At 68.0% G+C, this 18152-nt stretch carries 15 protein-coding genes; 7 read left to right on the top strand and 8 right to left on the bottom strand.

The annotated features are described in order from the left end of the window. Positions 1 to 26 precede the first annotated feature (26 nt). On the top strand, positions 27 to 1442 hold the full coding sequence (locus AB0310_RS02460) for an O-antigen ligase family protein (protein ID WP_366236516.1): 1416 nt from the start codon (positions 27 to 29) through the stop codon (positions 1440 to 1442). Beyond that, positions 1439 to 2734: an O-antigen ligase family protein gene (locus AB0310_RS02455; RefSeq protein WP_366236515.1), complete on the top strand. Its 1296-nt coding sequence runs from the start codon at positions 1439 to 1441 to the stop codon at positions 2732 to 2734. The genes AB0310_RS02460 and AB0310_RS02455 overlap by 4 nt, the downstream gene beginning before the upstream one ends. A 13-nt stretch (positions 2735 to 2747) precedes the next feature. On the opposite strand, the gene galE is transcribed toward AB0310_RS02455, so the two are convergent. After that, positions 2748 to 3737, bottom strand: a complete 990-nt coding sequence (gene galE / locus AB0310_RS02450; protein WP_366236514.1) for a UDP-glucose 4-epimerase GalE — start codon at positions 3735 to 3737, stop codon at positions 2748 to 2750. Positions 3738 to 3884: 147 nt separating this feature from the next. Between galE and AB0310_RS02445 the strand changes: the two genes are divergently transcribed. The 3 genes from AB0310_RS02445 to AB0310_RS02435 are packed head-to-tail and all read left to right on the top strand — an operon-like array spanning position 3885 to position 7355. Beyond that, positions 3885 to 5795 carry a glycosyltransferase gene (locus tag AB0310_RS02445; protein ID WP_366236513.1) on the top strand — a complete coding sequence of 637 codons (1911 nt, stop codon included), beginning with the start codon at positions 3885 to 3887 and terminating at the stop codon, positions 5793 to 5795. Beyond that, the gene (locus AB0310_RS02440; RefSeq protein ID WP_366236512.1) at positions 5792 to 6754 is read left to right on the top strand and encodes a glycosyltransferase family 2 protein; all 963 of its coding nucleotides are present in this window, start codon (positions 5792 to 5794) and stop codon (positions 6752 to 6754) included. The genes AB0310_RS02445 and AB0310_RS02440 overlap by 4 nt, the downstream gene beginning before the upstream one ends. A 1-nt stretch (position 6755) precedes the next feature. Continuing rightward, positions 6756 to 7355 (top strand): hypothetical protein, encoded by a 600-nt coding sequence (locus AB0310_RS02435; RefSeq protein ID WP_259953201.1) that lies wholly within the window; start codon positions 6756 to 6758, stop codon positions 7353 to 7355. A 22-nt stretch (positions 7356 to 7377) separates the two neighbouring features. Here AB0310_RS02435 and AB0310_RS02430 read toward each other — a convergent pair whose 3' ends face one another. The 7 genes from AB0310_RS02430 to AB0310_RS02400 all read right to left on the bottom strand — a co-directional run bounded on the left by AB0310_RS02430 (position 7378) and on the right by AB0310_RS02400 (position 14919). Continuing rightward, complete coding sequence (locus tag AB0310_RS02430) at positions 7378 to 8112, bottom strand: ABC transporter ATP-binding protein (RefSeq protein WP_366236511.1); 735 nt, start codon at positions 8110 to 8112, stop codon at positions 7378 to 7380. Continuing rightward, positions 8112 to 8930, bottom strand: coding sequence for an ABC transporter permease (locus tag AB0310_RS02425; protein ID WP_366236510.1), 819 nt, complete (start codon positions 8928 to 8930; stop codon positions 8112 to 8114). The genes AB0310_RS02430 and AB0310_RS02425 overlap by 1 nt, the downstream gene beginning before the upstream one ends. Before the next feature lie 10 nt (positions 8931 to 8940). Further along, on the bottom strand, positions 8941 to 10077 hold the full coding sequence (gene glf, locus AB0310_RS02420) for a UDP-galactopyranose mutase (protein ID WP_187663711.1): 1137 nt from the start codon (positions 10075 to 10077) through the stop codon (positions 8941 to 8943). A 49-nt stretch (positions 10078 to 10126) separates the two neighbouring features. Then, the gene (locus AB0310_RS02415) at positions 10127 to 11422 is read right to left on the bottom strand and encodes a nucleotide sugar dehydrogenase (RefSeq protein ID WP_259953199.1); all 1296 of its coding nucleotides are present in this window, start codon (positions 11420 to 11422) and stop codon (positions 10127 to 10129) included. Positions 11423 to 11494: 72 nt separating this feature from the next. Beyond that, positions 11495 to 12442, bottom strand: coding sequence for a glycosyltransferase family 2 protein (locus AB0310_RS02410; RefSeq protein WP_187663709.1), 948 nt, complete (start codon positions 12440 to 12442; stop codon positions 11495 to 11497). A 54-nt stretch (positions 12443 to 12496) separates the two neighbouring features. Continuing rightward, entirely contained in the window at positions 12497 to 13564 is a 1068-nt protein-coding gene (gene wecB, locus AB0310_RS02405) for a non-hydrolyzing UDP-N-acetylglucosamine 2-epimerase (protein ID WP_259953192.1), read from the bottom strand. 50 nt (positions 13565 to 13614) lie between these two features. Beyond that, positions 13615 to 14919: a glycosyltransferase gene (locus AB0310_RS02400; protein ID WP_366236509.1), complete on the bottom strand. Its 1305-nt coding sequence runs from the start codon at positions 14917 to 14919 to the stop codon at positions 13615 to 13617. 166 nt (positions 14920 to 15085) lie between these two features. On the opposite strand from AB0310_RS02400, the gene AB0310_RS02395 reads away from it, so the two are divergent. Beyond that, positions 15086 to 16861: an ABC transporter ATP-binding protein gene (locus tag AB0310_RS02395; RefSeq protein WP_187663706.1), complete on the top strand. Its 1776-nt coding sequence runs from the start codon at positions 15086 to 15088 to the stop codon at positions 16859 to 16861. A gap of 47 nt (positions 16862 to 16908) precedes the next feature. After that, complete coding sequence (locus AB0310_RS02390; protein WP_366236508.1) at positions 16909 to 18141, top strand: glycosyltransferase; 1233 nt, start codon at positions 16909 to 16911, stop codon at positions 18139 to 18141. Positions 18142 to 18152: the final 11 nt, after the last annotated feature.

Here is an 18152-nt window from a genome sequence, read left to right as displayed (position 1 = left end):
GGCACGTCGCGGTAGCCTGAGTCGCGATGGCCCAGTACACCAAGCACCCGGTGGCAGCCCTGCCCACCGCGCCCGAGCGCGAGTCCACGGGGCACCTCCTGCTGCGCGGATACGTCATCGCCGTCCTCTTCGTGGCGTTCGCGCACTCGGCGGTGTACAACCTGCTCGGCGAGATCGGCGCCGCGATCGTGCTCGCGCTCTTCAGCGCGGCCACCCTCGCGATCGGCGTCCCGATGCTCGCGAGGAACCGCCCGCAGCCCTTCCGCTGGCGCCGGCTCCCCTGGGCGGCCGTCGGCTACACCGCGCTCGCCCTCCTCTCCGTCGCCTGGTCCCAGTGGCGGGTTCCCACCGTCGCCACGGGCATGCTCCTGGCCGCCGTCACGGTGAACGGCCTGTTCATCGCGCACGTGCTCACCTGGCACGAGATCGTGCGCGCCCTGTCGTCCGCCTTCAAGTGGATCCTCGGGCTCTCCCTCGCACTCGAGCTGTGGGTGTCGTTGGTCCTGCACGGCCCTCTCCTGCCGAACTTCGCGGACATCCCCGCCGGGAAGATCGATCCCCAGTGGTACTGGGTCCGCGACAACCTGTTCGACGGGGGACGCATCCAGGGCATCCTCGGCAACGCGAATCTGCTCGGCCTCGTCTCGCTGTTCGCGCTGATCACGTTCGGCGTGCTGTTCGCGGCGAAGGCCCGCTGGCGGACGACACTCGCGCTGTGGATGATCCTCGCGGCGTACTTCCTCTTCCGCACCGCGTCCGCGACCGCGCTCGCGTGCGCCGGTGCAGCCGCCGTGGTCCTCGTCGTCGCCCTGCTGATGCGCCGTGCAGCGTCGCCGACCGCCCGCACCCGGATCTACGTCGTCGCGATCGGGTCCACCGCAGTCCTCGCCCTCGCCCTGTGGCTGCTGCGCGAGCCCCTCCTCGGTCTCCTCGGCCGCAGCGCCGATCTCACCGGCCGCTCGAACAAGATCTGGGCGGCGGTCCTGGGACGCGTCGGGGAGCACCCGGTCATCGGCAACGGCTTCTCCAGCCCGTGGGTCCCCACGGACCCTGCCTTCGACGGCTGGATCGTCGACCACGGGATCACCGTGTTCCACGCCCACAACATGTGGCTGGACGTGCTGCTGCAGCTCGGCGTCCTCGGACTCGTGCTGATGGCCGTGGCGTACGGCAGCCTGCTGTGGCGCTCCTGGTTCTTCGCCGTCGATCGCCCGCGGTGGGACCTCGATGCCCACCGCCCGTACTCCCCGCTGACCCTGCTGCCGAGCCTGTACACCGTCGTCCTCCTGGTGCAGGGGCTCACCGAGTCCACGCCGATCATGCTGTGGGGCTGGCTGCTCCTGGTGCTGCTGTCGTTCAAGCTCAAGTCGGTGCCGCTGGTGGGCGTCGGCGAGCGCGACCTCGTCTTCGAGCGCGGCACGGCGACGCGGCGGGTGCCGTGACGGTGCATCCGCTCGCCCGTCTCCTCGGCTCGGCCGAGATGGCCAGGGCCTTCACGCTCGCGGCACTGACCGCCGTGTTCGGCTCGTTCGCCATCGGACGGATGACGTCGCCGGTCACCCTCGCCACCGTCATCACCGCCCTGTGCCTCCTGGGAGCCGCGATCCTCTGGGTGCGCAGGGAGGAGCTGTCCCCGCTGCGCATCGCGCCCTCCTCCCTGCTGGCGTTCCTCGCGTGGGCGCTCGTGAGCCTGGTGTGGACGACCGACCGCTCCGACACCGTGCTGGGCTGGCTGTCGCTCTTCGGGTACGCCTTCCTGGCCATCACCATCGGGCACATCCGCGACACGCTCCAGACCGTCCGTGCACTCGGCGATACCCTGCGCGTGCTCCTCGGCGTCTCCCTCGGCGTGGAGATCCTCTCCGGGGTGCTCCTCGACCTCCCGTTCGCGTTCCTGGACATCCAGGGCAACCTCGCCGCCGGCGGTCCGGTCCAGGGGCTGTTCGGCAGCCGCAACATGCTCGGCTTCATCGCGGTGCTCGCCCTGATCACGTTCGTCATCGAGTGGCGCACCCAGTCCGTCGACCCCCCGCTCGCCGTGGTCTCCGTCGCCCTGGCCGGCGGCCTGGCGTTCCTGTCGTCCTCACCGACGGTGCTCGTCCTGGCGGTCGCCGTGGGGATCGTGACCGTCGCGCTCACCATCGTCCGCCACACCCCTCCGGCGCGTCGGAACCTGGTGCAATGGGCGCTGGGGGTCCTGGTCGCTCTCGCCCTCACCGTCGCGTTCGCCCTGCGTCACCAGATCATCGCGCTGCTCGACGCCGGCTCCGACTTCTCCATGCGGGCCGAGCTGTGGAACATGATCCTCGACTTCGTCGCCGTGAAGCCCATCACCGGGTGGGGGTGGTTCGGCGACTGGGCTCGAGGCGAGTACCCCTTCACGTTCATCAACTTCCAGCTCGACGACCGGCACCAGAGCGCGCTGAACGCCTTCTTCGACGTGCTGCTGCAGCTCGGCGCGGCGGGGCTGGTGCTGTTCCTGCTGCTCGGCGGGATCGCGTTGATCCGCTCCTGGCTGGTCGCGAGCGTCCGCCGCTCGGTCGTCTACGCCTGGACCCCGATCACGCTCGTGACCCTCGCGGTGGACTCGATGTTCGAGAGCTTCACCCTCGTCGGCGCCGGGTGGTTCATGCTCGCGCTGTGCGCCCTGCGCGCCGGTCAGTCCCGGTCGTGGCGCGAGAACATCGACGCGGCGCACACGGGGACCATTCCCACCCTGCGCCCACAGGAGTGAGCTCGGCGGGCGGTCAGCGGACGGTGGGGAGCTTCTCCGCCCAGGCGAGCGCGTCGCGCACGCCGTCGTCGACAGAGCGCTCCGCACGCCACCCCAGCACCTCGCGCGCCCGATCCACGATCGCGAAGGCCCCGGCCTGGTCGCCGGGCCGGCGATCGGTCTCGACCACAGGCAGCGGTGCCCCGGTCACGCGCTCGAACGCCTGCACGAGTTCCCGGACCGTGACACCGTCTCCGGTGCCGAGGTTGATCACCTGGTACGGCTGCTCCGGCGTCGCGACGTCGTCGAAACGGGTCACCGCCGCGACGTGTGCGAGCGCGAGATCCCAGACGTGGATGTAGTCCCGCAGGCCCGACCCGTCACGGGTGGCCCAGTCCGTGCCGGTGATCGTGAAAGGCTCACCGGCCGCGCGCGCCTGCATGATCTTGCCGAGCGCGTGCGACGGCGTGGGGTTCTGCAGTCCGGTCCGGAGCTTCGGGTCGGCACCGATCGGGTTGAAGTAGCGGAGCGCGATGGCCCGGAAGTCCCCGGCGGCGGCGGCATCGGAGAGGATCTGCTCGACCATGGCCTTCGTGGTCGCATAGGGGCTCGAGGGAGCGAGACGCCCGCTCTCGTCGACCCCGTCGCCCGTCTCCCCCGCGTAGATCGAGGCGGAGGAGCTGAACACGATGCGCGGGATGCCCGCATCGCGGAGGCGCCGGAGGAGCGTGATCGTCTTGCCGACGTTGCTGTCGTAGTAGCCGAGCGGATCGGCCACGGACTCCGGCACGACGATGCGCGCGGCGCAGTGCACGACCGCGTCGATGTCGGGGTGCTCGCTCAGCATCCGGTCGAGGACGGCGGCGTCGGCGATGTCGCCGACGTAGAGGTGGCGTCCCTCCCCGAAGGCCGCCAGCCCGGTGGACAGATCGTCGAGCACCACGACCTCGATCCCGGCCTCGATGCACGCCGTCGCCACGGTCGATCCGATGTAGCCGGCCCCGCCGGTGATCAGTACCTTCATCGCGGCCAGTCTAGCCAGACGCGCCGAGCGCAGGGGGTCGGCTCTCCGCAGATCCGAAGGCGACCACCGGTAGGCTACTCACTGCTCGTCGAGTCGCGCGCTGCCCCTCAGGCAGCGACCGCGGCACCAACAACGGAGAACCTCCCTGTGGCCCACGTCCTTCAGAACGTCGTCTTCCCGCTCGATCGCGACCCCGATCTTCTCCCGCTGTACGCGGATCCGGAAACGTGGTCGGTGATCGAGGAGGAACCGGTCCGGGTCTCCAGCCGCGCGCACCTGGGCAACATCCTGGGACGGCACCGCGCCCGGATCGTGGCCGGTCGGCGCGTCTCCCTCGGCACCTACTTCAACGCCTTCCCCGCGTCGTACTGGCAGCACTGGACGAGCGTCCGCGAGGTGCAGCTCACGGTACGGACCACGGGGCCGGCGACCATCCTCGTCTACCGCTCCAACGGCGGCGGAGTCCGCCAGCGCGTCGCCACTCGCGAGGTCACCGGCGAGGCGACGACCTCGTTCGACCTCGACCTCACCCAGTACAGCGACGGCGGCTGGATCTGGTTCGACATCGTCGCCGACGAGAAGCCGGCCGTGCTCGAGGGCGCGGAGTGGACCACCGAGCAGGAGCCTGCCCGCACCGGGAAGGCTTCCCTCGGCATCACGACGTACAACAAGCCCGACTACTGCGTGGAGACCCTGAGGGCGCTCGCCTCCTCCCCCGATGCGCTGGAGTTCGTCGACCGCATCTTCCTCGTCGACCAGGGCACGCAGCTCGTCGCGGACCAGGACGGCTACGCCGAGGTCGCCGAGCGCCTGGGCGAGACGCTGCAGGTCATCCGCCAGGGCAACCTCGGCGGATCGGGCGGCTTCGCCCGAGCGATGCACGAGTCCCTGCAGCGCCCGGAGAGCGACTTCGTGCAGTTGCTGGACGACGACGTCCGCATCGAGCCGGAGTCCCTGCGGCGCTCCATCGTCTTCGGTCAGTTCGCGACGACGCCCGTGCTCGTCGGCGGACACATGTTCGACCTCCTCGACCGCCCGAAGCTGCACGGCTGGGCGGAGGTCGTCGACGAGGGGCCGTTCATGTGGCGCAACCTCTACCAGGAGAAGATGCCGCACGACTTCGGCGTCGCCAACCTGCGCCAGTCGCCGCTGCTGCACATGCGGATGGACGCCGACTACAACGGCTGGTGGATGTGCCTCATCCCGCTCGACGCGGTGCGCAAGGTCGGGCTGTCCCTTCCCGCCTTCATCAAGTGGGACGACGCCGAGTTCTGCCTGCGTGCCGGCGAGGCGGGCTTCCCGACCGTGTCGATGCCCGGCGTCGCGCTCTGGCACGTCTCCTGGGTGAACAAGGACGACTCGATCGACTGGCAGGCCTATTTCCACGCCCGCAACCGGATCGTCGCCGGGCTCCTGCACTCCGGAGCACCCCGAGGCGGCCGCCTCATCGTGCACAGCCGGCGCGTCGATCTCAAGCACCTCATGATGATGCAGTACTACCCGGTGGCACTGCGCAATCGCGCCCTCCGCGACGTGCTCTCCGGACCCGACCACATGCGCCGCAACCTGGCCACGGCGATGCCGGCCGCACGCGGCCTGGCCGCGGAATACCCGGAGACGGTGGTCCATCGCGATCCTGCGCGCGTGCTGCACTCGCGCCGCGGACGACAGGTCTACAAGCGGCTGCCGAAGAACGAGTTCGACAGTCCGACCGGCCTGCGACTGCGGATCTTCACGCTGAAGACGCTGCTCTCGCACTGGGTGCACCGCCCCGACCCGGCGAACATCGCTCGGCCGGAGGTGGAGTTCGGGAAGGGCGACGCACACTGGTGGCGCGTCCCGCTGTACGACAGCGCGCTCGTGAGCGCCGCCGACGGGTCCGGGAAGAACATCTACACGCGCGACCGCGCCAAGTACCGCCGCATGCTCCGAGACACCGTGCGTCTGCACGCTCAGCTGCGACGTCGATGGCCCGAACTGCAGCGTCAGTACCGGGAAGCACTGCCGGAGCTCGTCTCGCCCGAATCCTGGCAGCAGGTCTTCGAGGAGAAGGCATGACCACCGAGGCTCCTGCCTTCGATCCCTCTTCCGCCGCGATCGTCATCGTCACGTACAACCGCTCGCATCTGCTGACCGGCCTGCTCACGAGCATCACCGCGATGGATCCGAAGCCGGGCCACGTGATCGTGATCGACAACGCCTCCTCGGACGATACGACCGACGTGGTCGAGTCCTTCCGAGACGACATCGGCACCGACCTCGTGTATCGCCGTCTCGACGTCAACACCGGCGGGTCCGGCGGATTCAGCGAGGGCATGCGCACGGCGTACGACCTCGGCGCGCAGTGGATCTGGATGATGGACGACGACGTCGAGGTGCTCCCGGACGGTCTCGCCCGAATGGGCGCCTGGGCACCGCGCTTCAAGAGCATCCAGGGACGGCGCTACGACTATGACGGCAGCGAGTTCTACTGGCAGTACCGCATCGCGGAGCGCATGGGCATCCCGATCCCCTTCGCCCCTGCAGGCTTCGATTCCTCCGGCTACAAGGAGATGAACAGCGGCTGCTTCGAGGGGATGTTCATCCACCGCTCGATCGTGAAGCAGATCGGCCTCCCCGACCCCCGCTTCTTCATCTACTGGGACGACCAGATGTACGGGTGGCTGGCCTCGCGCCTGACCACCGCGGTCATCGTCGACGAGTTCGTGCTGCGCCGCACGCGCGAGATCCGCCAATGGGACATGGGCATCCGGCACATGAACGCCTCGAGCAACGCCTACCGTTACTACATCATGCGCAACCGGGCCTTCATCAAGCAGTACTACCGGGCGCACGGCGTCTACAACCCCGTGCTGTTCGGTCTCGGGACGACGGCGACGTTCTTCAAGGAGCTGATCCGGCTCGTCTTCGTGGAGCGCACCGTCCGCGGCACGAGCAACCTGTTCCGCGGGCTCAGGGACGGCGGCCGCATCGGTCGCGATCGCACCTGGGAGCCGATGAGCCCCCTGGAGGCCTGACATGGACGAGCCGCAGCCCGAGGTACGGTGGGCCCCGCTTCCCCCCGCGCCGAAGCGCACCGGCCGGGTGTGGCTGATCGTCGGGCTGAGCGTTGCGGCGCTCGCGATCGTCGGGGTCCTGCTGTTCTTCCTGTTGCCGCGCGATGGTGGCCCCGAGCCCGCCGGCAGCGCGAGTCCGTCTCCGACGGCAAGCCCGTCCGAGACGTCCGCTCCCACGCCGACCGCCACGTCGGCCCCGTCCGCGACCCCGGACCCGACTCCGATCACGACCGCGCCCCCGGTCGGCGACCCGACGGTCGAGGTCTTCCGCGACAAGGTGTCCGGGTGGCTGAACTCCGCTGACCGGGGACTCGACATCATCGCGGGAGCGAGCGGCCAGGACGCGCTTCCTGTCGTGGATTCGCTCCAGCAGGACGCGCAGCGCCTGGGCGACGCACTGCCGCCGTCGTCCATCCAGGACCCCTGGCGCTCCGGCGTGGAGACCTACGCGCAGCGCCTCGCAGCACTGCGAGCGGCGATCGAGAGCGGCTCCGGAGTGTCAGGGGCGATCGCCGATGCACGCTCCGCCGCGGCAGATCTGCGCGGCCTCGTCGGCCTCTGACACTCCGGGTCGGTGCGTCGTCTCAGACGGAGTAGTCCGCGTTGTAGCGGTCCAGGACGTCCTTGATCGGGGCGTCCATGGCGAGCGTGCCGCGATCCAGGTACAGCCCCCTGGTGCAGAACCGGCGCAGGTCGCGCTCGTTGTGACTGACGAAGAACAGCGTGCGGCCGTCCGAGAGCAGTTCGTCGATGCGCTTGTAGCACTTCTCCCTGAAGGCCTTGTCGCCGACCGCGAGCACCTCGTCGACGAGCAGGATGGGTTCATCGAGCTGGGAGACGACGGAGAACGCCAGACGCACCTTCATGCCGTTCGAGAGGTGCTTGTAGGGCGTCTCCTCGAATCCGGCGAGTTCGGCGAAGGCGATGATGTCGTCGTACCGACGGGCGACATCGTCCTTCGACATGCCGTGCAGTCCGGCGGTCAGGCGGACGTTCTCCCGGACCGTGAGGTCGCCGACGAATCCGCCGGTAATCTCGATGAGCGGGGCGACGCCGCCGTTCACGCTCACCGTGCCCTCATCGGGCAGGAGGACACCGGCCACGAGGCGGAGCAGCGTCGACTTGCCCTGCCCGTTCCGACCGACCACGCCGATCGACTCACCCGGGTGCACGGTGAAGGAGACGTCGCGCAGCGCCCAGAACTCGCCGGGACGCGAGCGCCGGGACGCTCCTGCGAAGAGGTCCTTGAAGTTCCGCTGCCCGCGACGGTTGCGGCGGAAGCGCACGCCGAGGTTCTGCACGACGATAGCGGCGTCCATCACAGCTCCTTCAGGACGGGGCGCTCGAGACGTCGGAACGCCCAGACGCCGAGCGCGAGGATCAGCAGGCACATCACGGCGCTGACGGTGAGCGTGAACGGGTTCCACTGATCGGGGAAGAACGGCATGCGGTACAGCATGAAGATCCCCGCGAGCGGATTGAAGGCGCCGAGGGTCTGGAAGATGCCGGGCAGATCCGTGACGTTGTAGATGATCGGTGTCGCGTAGAACATCGCACGCAGAATGAGGGCGGTGGTGCGCTCGAGGTCGGTGTAGAGCACGCACAGCGGAGCGACGAGCAAGCCGAGCCCGACGAGCAGCACGGTCTGCATGAGGATGGCCACCGGCACCCATAGCACGCCCCAGCCGATCTGCACGACCTGGTCGGCATGACCCTCGAACAGGAGGTTGATGACGATGAACAGCACCAGCACCGGCAGGGAGAACAGGAACTCCATGCCCTTGCTGAGGACGATGCGGTTCACCCAGATGGAACGAGGGATCGACGTCGAGCGGACGAGGCGGGCGTCCTTCTTGAACGCCCGGGTGAAGTCCGACACCGAGCTGTTGAACCACACCCACGGCAGCAGCGCACTGATGAGGAAGATGATGTACGGCTGCTCGCCGACGTCGCGGCTGAACACCTGCGTGAACACGAACCAGTAGATCGCGCTCATCACCAGCGGGTCGAGAACCGACCACACGTAACCGAGGAAGCTGGTCGCATACCGGACCTTGAGGTCGCGCGCGGACAGCAGCCACAGCGAATGCAGATAGCGCCGGGGCGTCCCGGGCGCCCCGACAGCAGCGTGACTCACGATTCCGAGTCTAGGAGAGAGTGTTGTTCCAGAGCGACAGCGCCGACCCGATGGCCATATGCATGTCGAGGTACTGGTACGTGCCGAGGCGACCGCCGAAGTGGACGTCCTTCTCCCCCTTCGCGAGCTCGCGGTACGCCAGCAGGCCCTCGCGGTCGGCCGGGGTGTTCACCGGGTAGTACGGCTCGTCGGCGCGCTCGGCGAACCGGGAGAACTCCCGCATGATCACGGTCTTCTCGGACTCGTAGACGTCCTTGCGCTCCGGATGGAAGTGCTTGAACTCGTGGATGCGCGTGTACGGCACGTCCATGTCCGGGTAGTTCATGACGCTGGTGCCCTGGAAGTCGCGGACGTCCAGCACCTCCTGCTCGAAGTCGAGCGTGCGCCAGCTCAGCGCCCCCTCGGCGTAGTCGAAGTAGCGGTCGACGGGACCGGTGTAGACCACCGGGACCTGACCGACGGTCGCCTTCTTGTTCAGCGGCTGGGACTCGTCGAAGTAGTCGACGTCCAGCTTCACCTCGATGCGGGGGTGGTCGGCCATCCGCTCGAGCCACGCCGTGTAGCCGTCCGTGGGCAGGCCCTCCCAGGTGTCGTTGAAGTACCGGTTGTCGTAGGTGTAGCGCACCGGGAGCCGGCTGATGATGTCTCCGGAGAGCTTCTGCGGGTCCGTCTGCCACTGCTTCGCGGTGTAGTCGCGGAAGAACGCCTCGAACAGCGGGCGGCCGACGAGGGCGATGCCCTTCTCCTCGAAGTTCGTCGCGGACTTCGCATCGAACTCGCCCGCCTGCTCCTTGACGAGAGCGCGAGCCTGGTCCGGCGTGTACGCGGCCTGGAAGAACTGGTTGATCGTCCCCAGGTTCACCGGCATCGGGAAGACGACGCCCTTGTGGGTCGTGTAGACGCGGTGCACGTAGTTCGTGAACGACGTGAAGCGGTTGACGTACTCCCACACCGTCGCGTTCGACGTGTGGAACAGGTGCGCACCGTAGCGATGCACCTCGATCCCGGTCTCGGGCTCCGCCTCGCTGTAGGCGTTGCCGCCGATGTGCGAGCGGCGGTCGATGACGGTCACCGTGCGGCCCGCTTCCGCGGCGCGCTCGGCGATGGTGAGGCCGAAGAAACCCGACCCGACGACGAGAAGATCCATGTTCCCCATCGTATCGGGGCGCGCCTGGGAGGTCGGGTCACCGGGCCGATCAGGCCGCAGCGCCCACCACGATCCGCGGGGTCCCCGCCCAGCGAGCCGCATCCGTGGCGTTGCGCCCGTCGACGAGCAGCCGGACCCCCGGCAGGTCCGCCGGCGACACTTCGCGGTAGTCGGCGTGATCCGTCTGCAGGATCACGAGGTCCGCCTCGCCGCCGAACTCGTACGCGTCGAAGCCGAGGCGTCCGAGCTCCTCGTCGCTGTACAGCGGATCGTGCACCACGACCTGCGCGCCGCGGTCCTGGAGAGCCTTCACCGTCGGGAACACGCCGGAGAACGCCGTCTCCTTGACGCCGCCGCGATAGGCGGCCCCGAGCACGACCGCTCGCAGACCGCTCAGGTCACCGAGGATGCCTTCCGCCTGCGCCACCAGGCGCTCCGGCATGGAGGCGTTGAGCTGGCGCGCGACGCGCACGATGTCGGCGTCGGGGTCGGTGGACAGGTACAGGCGGGGGTAGACCGGGATGCAGTGTCCGCCGACGGCGATGCCGGGGCGGTGGATGTGGCTGTACGGCTGCGAGTTGCAGGCCTCGATCACCTTGTAGACGTCGATGCCGTGTGCAGCGGCGAACAGACCGAACTGGTTGGCCAGACCGATGTTCACGTCGCGGTACGTCGTCTCGGCGAGCTTCGCCATCTCCGAGGCCTCCGTCGTTCCCAGGTCCCACACACCGTTGGGGCGAGGGAGGTCGGGACGCTCGTCGAACTGCAGGACGGACTCGTAGAACTCGCGGGCGCGACGGTTTCCCTCGTCGGACAGCGCGCCGATGAGCTTCGGGTACTTGCGCAGGTCAGCGAAGACCCGCCCGGTGAGCACGCGCTCCGGCGAGTAAGCGAGGAAGAAGTCCGTGCCCTCCGTCAGGCCGGAGCCCTCTTCGATCATGGGCTTCCACCGGTTCCGCGTCGTCCCCACGGGCAGCGTCGTCTCGTACGACACCAGGGTGCCGGGCGTGAGGTGCTCGGCGAGCGATCGCGTCGCCGAGTCCATGTACTGGAAGTCCGGCTCCCATGTCTCGTCGTTCACGAACACGGGTGCGACGAGCACGACGGCGTCGGCTCCCGGGATCGCCTCGGCGTAATCGGTCGTGGCGCGCAGACGGCCGGAGGGGACGAGCTCCTGCAGCTTCTCCGCCAGGTGGGCCTCACCGGGGAACGGCTCCTGCCCGGCGTTGATGATGTCGACCGCCTTCTGGTTGACATCGACACCGATCACATCGTGACCGGAGGAGGCGAACTGGACGGCGAGGGGAAGCCCGATCTTTCCGAGGGCCACGACGGCGATACGCATGGGGTCCAGTCTATGGGGCTATTCGGCGGATGATGCCCGCGCGCGACAGCCCCCTCGGAAGGGGGAGCACCGTCATGATCGGCGTGCGAAAGACCGGCGCTGGCGCACCACCCACCCGACGATCGGCACGGCAAGGATGCGGCTTCGCAGGGTTCTCTGATAACGCCGACGAGCGCCCTCGTCGAACGCGGCGCCGAGGTCAGGGTGCTCCATGCGGATAGCGCTCGCGATCGCATGGAAGGCGCGGTCCCGCTGCGCTGTGAGCATCTCCTGCGCCCGCCCGCTCGCATCGTCGGCGGTCCACCGGGAGAGAAGAGCGTCGTATGCCTGCAGCTGTTTCCAACGCGACTCGACCGACCAGTACTGGCCCCCTGCCGCATCCCGGATACCCGATGGCCGGTACGCACCTTCGGCGACGGTGGGCAGCGCGAGCCAGGTGCAGCGTTCGCCAGCCAGCATCAGGCGCATGGCGATGTGCACCTGCGGGTATACGAGGGCGTCGACCTCCTCGGCCTCCGCTCGCTCCGCGAGCTCCCCCAGCGCGGGCAGGCAGTCCTCCACGCGATACACCAGGCCCGGCGCGTGCGCGGATGCCGCGAGGAAGTCCCTGGGGGCGATCGCCCCGGTGAACGAGCGTCCCCGGGAAACTCGCCCATCTCTGAGGAACTGGGGAGAGACGAAAACGGGGGCGTGGTCGCTCAGGTATTCCACAAGGGCTCGGATGTTCTCCATCAGGACACGGTCGTCATCGGCCGTGAGCATGAGGTACTCGGTCTCGCACTCGCGGAACAACCTCGCAAAGGTGCCTGCGTAACCCAGATTCTCCGGGTTCCGCAGCACGCGGACCCTGTCGACGACCGCCGGATCTGCGCGCAGGCGCTCAGCGGCGTCGTCGGTTCCCCCGTCGTCGATGACGACGATGTCGACCAGTTCAGAATCCTCGTGCGCCAGAATCTCCGTCACGGTCTTCCTGACGTCCTCGGCGCGGTTGTAGGTGGGGATCCCGATAGTCAGAAGCACGGCCGAATCGTATCGCAGAACCACATGGCCACGCTGGCGCCCTGCGCCGAGTGCTCAGCCGCCGAAAGCCGCGACGATCGCGTTCACCGCGCGTGTCGCGGCATGCCCGTCGCCGTACGGGGCCGCCTCGGTCGCTTCGGGCGCCGGCCTCGTCAGTGCGGCGGTGATCTCCTCCGCGGAGTTCGCCAGCACATTCCATCCGAGATCGACCGTCTCCACCCACTCGGTCTCACGCCGGACTGTGGTGCACGGCACCCTCAGCAGGAAGGCCTCCTTCTGCAGGCCTCCGGAATCAGTCACGACGCCGGCGCTCGAGAGAACCGCGGCGATCAGCTCCGGGTACGCGAGTGGATCCCGCGTTCGCAACGCGCCCGCGTCGAGCGCGATGCCGTGCTCGGCCGCTTTGGCGCGCACGCGCGGATGCGCCAGCAGGATCACCGGCTTGTCCGCGGCAGCCAAGGCCGCAACGACTTCGCGCAGCCGCTCAGGGCTATCCGTGTTCTCGGCGCGGTGAATGGTGGCCACGTAGTACTCCCCCGGACCACTGATGCCTGCAGCGGCGGTCGAGCCCTCGCGGATCACAGCATCACGAACCTGGTACAGCACGTCGGTCATGACGTCGCCAACCAAGACCGACCGCGCGGAGAGTCCCTCCTCTGCGAGGTGCCCCATCGCCACTTCAGTGGGTGCGAGGCAGAGATCGGCGGAATGGTCGGTGAGTACGCGGTTGTGTTCCTCGGGCATCGCCCTGTTGAAGGACCGCAACCCTGCCTCCAGATGCGCCACGGGGTAGTGCAGCTTCACCGCGCTGATGGCCGCCGCGAGCGTGGAATTCGTGTCGCCGTAAACGAGGACACTGTCCGGCTCGAAACGCGCAAGCACCTCATCCATCTGGGCGAGCATCGCGCCCGTCTGAACACCGTGTGAAGCGGAACCGACACCCAGGTGCGCGTCCGGCTCGGGGATGCCGAGGTCGCGGAAGAAAACGTCCGAAAGCATCGGGTCGTAGTGCTGGCCGGTGTGCACGATGACGTGCTCGTGGCCGGCAGCCTGCATGGCGTGGGCGATGGGGGCGAGCTTGACGAACTGCGGGCGCGCGCCCACGACACTCATGATCTTCACGACACCCATCCTAGGCAAGCCGCTGCGGGGCGATGCGCGCGGACAGGCTGTCAGATTGCGCGCGCCGCGCCGAGCAGGTGTGCGCTGAACGCGGAGTAGTTCGCATCGCTCGACCATGCCCGCTGCCAGTGCGCGATGCTCGCCTCCACGTACCGTCGGTAGTCATCCGTCTCCGCAGCGGTCAGCAGCTCGAGTCGGTCGGCGATCTCCTCGGCGGTCGGCGTAGCCGGGAGCAGTCCGTCGAACATCCCGCCATCGACGTCGATCAGTTCGCTGTTGCCCCCGACGTCCGTGGCGATCACGGGAAACCCCTGTGCGAGTGCCTCCATGATCGACACGGGAACCCCCTCCGATTCGGAAACGTTGACGAACACACCGCCCGGCTGTGCTGTGTACTGCGCGCGGACTTCGTCGTTGGTGAGGTCGCCGAGGAACTCGAAGGTTCCGGACTCCAGGTGTTCGCCCGCCTGTCTCTCGACAGCAGCGGCATACTCCCCGCCCCCTGAGCCGATGTGGGTCCAGGTGACCTTCAGCCCCCGACGCTGCGCGACGGCAAGCGCCTGTATGAGCAGCGGGATGCGCTTCACCGGCACCAGGTAGGCGCAGGTGTACACCTTCAGCGGGTGTTGCACCACGTTGCCTGCCGACCTCGCCGGTGCGACACCGAGATGGCCAGTCTTGATGCGGTCGGCGTAGTCCGGGTACTTCGTCCGGAGGTAGTCCGCCCCGTGCTCTGAAGCGGTGAAGACCTCCGAGACGCTGGAGAGGAGCAGCTCGCGCTGAGGCAGGAAGTCGCCAGGGCTACGCTCGGAGAACACGTCGTAGCCGTGTGCGCGGCTGATCACCGGCACCGTCCGACTGCCCAACCGGTCAGCCAGTCGCACCGCCGTCCGCGCCGGCACCATCATCCAGTAGCTGTACAACACGGCGCGCGTTCCCGGAGCGAGCCGCGCGCGAACCGGTGCTGCCACCTCGTCGGCGACCGTGCAGGCGAGCAGATCGAGACGGAGGTCTACGAAGATCCGCCGCGGACGGGGGAAGGATCGCAATGCGCGCCCGAAAGCCGCCGCGGCTCTGACGGGGTGCCGGACCACATAGCGAAGAGCTCTCCGGATGCCGGCCTTCGCCGTGCTGACGGCTTCGGGGAGGATCACCTCGACGTTCTCCGGAGTCGCCCGTCTCCGTGTCTGTCCGACGCTGCGGACGACCGGGATGAGGAGCACACGATCGAATGCCGCCGCCAGGTGGCCGATCTCCGATTCGAGGAACTCCTCGCCGGGGGCGAACGGGAAGCAGTTCGTGAGGAGGATCAGGCAGGTCTCCGAAGCCTGCTCTCTGGCGGCGGCGTGGCGCATCGGACTCCCGTCGGTTCAGCTGCCGTCCATCCTCGCACACGGGTGAAGAGCGACGCCTCCGCGTCTCTGCGCACGCCCACAGATCCGCCCGAATGCCAACGGGTAGGATCCATGAGGGTTTCCCGCGTCGGCGTAGCCCTGTGAAACAGCAAGGAGACTCACCCCGATGAGAAGCATCTGGCGGACACTGCTCGATCTGTTCCGCGTGCTTCCGCGCGATGCCCGCCCGTTCTATCTCTGGTATTCGATCGCCACAGGCCTGCTCGCGATCCTCGACACCGCGGCGCTGGCCCTGATTGTCCTCGCGGTGAACACCTTCGTCACCGACAAACCGATCGAGATCCCGTTCTTCGGCCCGCTCCCCGAGTCGGCCACGGCCTGGGTCGTGGTCGCCGTCGCCGCGCTGTTCATCCTCAAGGGAGTGCTCGCGGCGACCCTGCACTGGCGCGCCACGCGCCGGTTCGCCAGGTACGAGCTGGACCTCGGTGACAGGTTGTTCGCCGCGTACACCCACTCAAGCTGGGAGGACCGTTCGCGGATCAGCACTGCGGAGCTCACGCGCGTGGTCGATTCCTCGGTGGGCAGCGCGAACCGCGGATTCCTTCTCGCGCTCTCCCAAGTGCCCGGCAACCTGTTCACGTTCCTCGCGGCGCTGCTCATCCTCGTGATCGCTCAGCCGCTGACGGCACTGATCGCCTTCGTCTACCTCTCGATCGTGTCCGGAACCATCTCGCTCACGCTCTCCCGTCGTTCGAAATCCGAAGGCCAACGCAGTCGTGACTACTCCTATCGGGTCGCGACTGTGATGACGGAGATGGTGGAGGCGCTGAAAGAGGTCACGTTGCGGGGCAAGCTTGACGAGGCCGGGCGCGTCATCTCGAAGAACCGAGCGGTTGCGACCCGATCGCGGGCGAACCTCGCCTTCATGACCATCGTCCCGCGCTACGCCTTCGAGGCCGCCCTGATCGGCGGATTCGTCCTCATCGGCGCCTCGGCATTCCTGACCGGCGGCGCCGCGGAGGCTGTCGTGGCCATATCGCTGTTCGCCGCGTCCGGATTCCGGATGATCCCCTCGATGAACGCTGTGCAGGCCAGCCTCACAGCCGCATCCTCGAACGAGGTCTACGCGAGGGACGTGATCCGACAGCTCACGCAGACGAACACGGCCGTGCAGACCGAGCCGAGCGACTCCGAGAGCCTGCCCCTGCACCCCCGCGAGCTGCGGTTGCGGAACGTCTCCTTCAGCTACGACGGTGACCGCGGACCGGTCTTGAAGGACCTCGATCTGAGCGTCCCGTTCGGATCCAGCCTCGCTATCGTCGGTCCTTCGGGCGCCGGGAAGTCCACGCTGATCGACATCATCCTCGGCCTCAGCGTACCGACGTCGGGAACTCTCGAGATCGACGGGCACCCCGTGGACCGTGTCCTGCATCAGTGGCGTCAGCGCGTGGGGTATGTGCCGCAGCGGGTGGCACTGTTCGACGGCTCCGTGGCGCAGAACGTCGCGCTGACGTGGGAGCAGGACTACGATCCCGACCGTGTCGTCCAGGCTCTTCGACGAGCGCACATCAGCGAGATTGCCGAGCGTCCCGGTGGACTCGAGGAGCGTCTCGGCGAACGCGGCTCCTCGGTATCCGGAGGGCAGCAACAGCGACTCGGGATCGCCAGGGCGCTTTACACCGATCCCTTGGTGATGGTCATGGACGAAGCAACGAGCTCGCTCGACACGGCCACCGAGAACCGAGTCGTCGAATCGATGAACGAGCTGCACGGCAAGGTGACCTTCATCACCGTGGCGCACCGTCTCGCCACCATCCGGCACTACGACCAGGTCTGCTACCTCGATCAGGGTCGCGTCCTGGGCTTCGGCACCTTCGACGAAGTCGTCGCGCAGGTACCCGACTTCCGGTTCCAAGCGTCGCTCGCCGGACTTGTGCCGTAGCTTCGTCCGCTCCCTCCCCCGTCCGCCCTTCCCAGGAGACCCGGAACATGCGAATCCTGCTCATCTGCCCGTTCTTCCCGCCCGAGAACAAGATCGCCGCCGTGCGGATCTCGAAGCTCGCCTCGTTCTGGGCCTCCGCGGGGCACGAGGTGCGTGTGCTCACCCGCGACGGCGCGGACGAGGGTCTCATCGTCCCGGAGCACGCCGGGCTGACCATCCACCGCGTGGCGGACCCGATGATGAAGGCCGTCTCCGGCGTGCAGAGCCTCAAACCGAAGAAGCCGCGGCCGTGGCACCGTGCCGCGTCGGTCGCTTACGCCATCGCGATGAAGTTCGTCTGGCCGGACATCTACGGCCGGTGGGCGAAAGCCGCAGGGCGCCACGCCGCCGCATGGGACTGGCGCCCTGACGTGGTCGTGACCAGCGTCGGCCCGTTCAGCGCCCTGATGCTCGGTTCCAGACTGGCGAAGCACTTCGAGGCCGAGCTCGCCGTCGACTACCGTGACCTGCTCTCCAACAGCACCTACTACCCGTACGGCGCGCTCCGACGTCGCCTGGACTCGTCTGTCGAGCGTCGGCACGTGTCGGACGCTGCCTTGCTCACCACGGTCAGCGCCCCCCTCGCGGACGAACTCGAAGCTGCGTATGGGGTCCCCACGGTCGTGGTCACCAATGGCTACGACCCCCAGGACTTCGCGCATCTCGAGTACCACCCGTCCTCTTCCGAACTGCGCATCGCCTACTGCGGCTGGGTGATCCCTAGAAGACGCGATCCCCTGCCGTTCCTCAGCGGCGTTGCGGAGCTGCTGCGTGCGCACCCGGACACCCGCATTTCCGTCGACTTCTACGGTCCGCATTCGGCCGAGGTCGCTGCCGCCATCGAGTCGCTGGGGCTCGATGCCGCCGTCCGCCAGCACGGGAAGGTGAGCCACGCGGAGTCGCTGCAGATCCAAGCCGACTCCGACGCGCTGCTGCTTCTGCTGTGGAACGACCCCGGCGAGAAGGGCGTGCTGAGCGGCAAGGTCTTCGAGTACATCGGAGCTGCGCGCCCGATCATCATGACCGGGCTCGAGGACAGCGCCGCCGGCGACCTGATACGCGACAACGGGCTCGGCGTCGTCAGCAATGACCCCGCGGCGATCGCGGACGCTCTATACGCGATGGCCGAGGAGAAGTCGCGCACCGGACGCGTACAGGCCCCATCGCTCGCCGAGGGCACGCAGTTCACGCGTGACGCCCAGAGCCGGGTGTTCCTGGACGCTCTGGAAGCGATCGTCTGAGCCCGAGATCC

It is taken from the genome of Microbacterium meiriae, from assembly GCF_040702565.1.
GTDB lineage: Bacteria > Actinomycetota > Actinomycetes > Actinomycetales > Microbacteriaceae > Microbacterium > Microbacterium meiriae.
Note: the sequence above shows the minus strand (reverse complement) of the source record. Positions and strands in the feature narration are given on the sequence as shown.

Excerpts from the sequence above, each read along its gene's own strand:
- AB0310_RS02460 (WP_366236516.1), top strand. The coding sequence starts at position 27 with ATGGCCCAGTACACCAAGCACCCGGTGGCAGCCCTGCCCACCGCGCCC.
- galE (WP_366236514.1), bottom strand. The coding sequence starts at position 3,737 with ATGAAGGTACTGATCACCGGCGGGGCCGGCTACATCGGATCGACCGTG.
- AB0310_RS02440 (WP_366236512.1), top strand. The coding sequence starts at position 5,792 with ATGACCACCGAGGCTCCTGCCTTCGATCCCTCTTCCGCCGCGATCGTC.
- AB0310_RS02435 (WP_259953201.1), top strand. The coding sequence starts at position 6,756 with ATGGACGAGCCGCAGCCCGAGGTACGGTGGGCCCCGCTTCCCCCCGCG.
- AB0310_RS02430 (WP_366236511.1), bottom strand. The coding sequence starts at position 8,112 with ATGGACGCCGCTATCGTCGTGCAGAACCTCGGCGTGCGCTTCCGCCGC.
- glf (WP_187663711.1), bottom strand. The coding sequence starts at position 10,077 with ATGGATCTTCTCGTCGTCGGGTCGGGTTTCTTCGGCCTCACCATCGCC.
- AB0310_RS02415 (WP_259953199.1), bottom strand. The coding sequence starts at position 11,422 with ATGCGTATCGCCGTCGTGGCCCTCGGAAAGATCGGGCTTCCCCTCGCC.
- AB0310_RS02400 (WP_366236509.1), bottom strand. The coding sequence starts at position 14,919 with ATGCGCCACGCCGCCGCCAGAGAGCAGGCTTCGGAGACCTGCCTGATC.
- AB0310_RS02395 (WP_187663706.1), top strand. The coding sequence starts at position 15,086 with ATGAGAAGCATCTGGCGGACACTGCTCGATCTGTTCCGCGTGCTTCCG.
- AB0310_RS02390 (WP_366236508.1), top strand. The coding sequence starts at position 16,909 with ATGCGAATCCTGCTCATCTGCCCGTTCTTCCCGCCCGAGAACAAGATC.